A 1,057-nucleotide genomic window follows, 5' to 3' on the forward strand; every position below is an offset into this window, starting at 1 on the left:
CGACTCAGACGATACCGCCCGTAGCCCTCTGTCGCCAACCCATTCGTCACCATCACTAGGGCCTGTCATCAATTAAGTAGGACGCATGCTGAGGCCAAGTGCACACCGGCGAGAAAGTTGCGAGACAGCTTATCCTGACACTGAGGGGTGGCAATCGCTCTGAAATGCTTGATCTTCGAGAAAAAGTTTTCAATCAGATGGCGCGCTTTATACAATTCCTTGTCGTAAGCGCGTTGGACTAGGCGGTTGCGCTTCGGTGGAATTACCGCTATCGCCCCGCATGCTTCCAACACATCAAGCACCCGCTCATCCGCATCATAGGCCTTGTCCGCGAGCAGAGCTTCGACCTCCAGATCGACCGGCAAGTGATCGGCACCGACCAAATCCGAGGCCTGTCCTCCCGTCAGATAAAAACCCGTCGGGTTACCCAAGGCATCGGTTCGAGCATGAATCTTCGTGCTCAATCCGCCTTTGCTGCGCCCGATGGCTTGCTCTCCTTTTTTGGTGAGCTCCTGCACTGTGTTGATGAGCGCTCACGATGGTGCTGTCGAGCATGGCATATAGCCATCTAATGTGATATCCGGACATTAAAATTGAGCAGCATATCGCGTTTCCGGAAGATGGAAGAACGAGATGACACGCTCTGTTCGATGTTGCAGAGACTTCAGTGCTGAATGCAATCTCTTTTTCAGGTCGCGATTATTTTTGATCGGCTGCCGACGAAGTTGCTTGTCCTTGATCTCTTCCCAGACATGCTCATCGGGATTACGCTCTGGACTGTATGTTGGGAGATATACCGCTCTCATTTGAGTTTTTTGCGGACAGGCATTTTGTGACACTCAACCGAATCTGTAGAATCTTCGCCATGCCTGACTACCACCTCACTGATAAGCAACTCGCGGAACTGCGTGCGGCCCACCGAGGTACGCGCGATAAACGCGAGGCTGATCGGATCAAGGCGGTTGTTCTGCTCGCGACCGGCTGGACAGCGGAGCAAATCGCCGAGGTGCTACAGATCGACCCGAATACGGTGCGCAACCACTTCAAGCGCTATCGC

At 53.4% G+C, this 1,057-nt stretch carries 3 protein-coding genes; 1 reads left to right on the forward strand and 2 read right to left on the reverse strand.

Annotation, left to right across the window (positions count from 1 at the left end; genetic code table 11):
- Positions 1-68: 68 nt before the first annotated feature.
- Both THIDRDRAFT_RS23280 and THIDRDRAFT_RS27475 read right to left on the reverse strand, forming a co-directional pair.
- Positions 69-518 (reverse strand): IS5 family transposase, encoded by a 450-nt coding sequence (locus THIDRDRAFT_RS23280; protein WP_007043408.1) that lies wholly within the window; start codon positions 516-518, stop codon positions 69-71.
- 69 nt (positions 519-587) lie between these two features.
- The gene (locus THIDRDRAFT_RS27475) at positions 588-806 is read right to left on the reverse strand and encodes a transposase (protein ID WP_083827602.1); all 219 of its coding nucleotides are present in this window, start codon (positions 804-806) and stop codon (positions 588-590) included.
- Positions 807-865: 59 nt separating this feature from the next.
- On the opposite strand from THIDRDRAFT_RS27475, the gene THIDRDRAFT_RS23285 reads away from it, so the two are divergent.
- A partial coding sequence (locus THIDRDRAFT_RS23285; protein ID WP_040846023.1) for a helix-turn-helix domain-containing protein occupies positions 866-1,057 on the forward strand: 192 nt, incomplete at its 3' end.

Source organism: Thiorhodococcus drewsii AZ1, assembly GCF_000224065.1.
Taxonomy (GTDB): domain Bacteria; phylum Pseudomonadota; class Gammaproteobacteria; order Chromatiales; family Chromatiaceae; genus Imhoffiella; species Imhoffiella drewsii.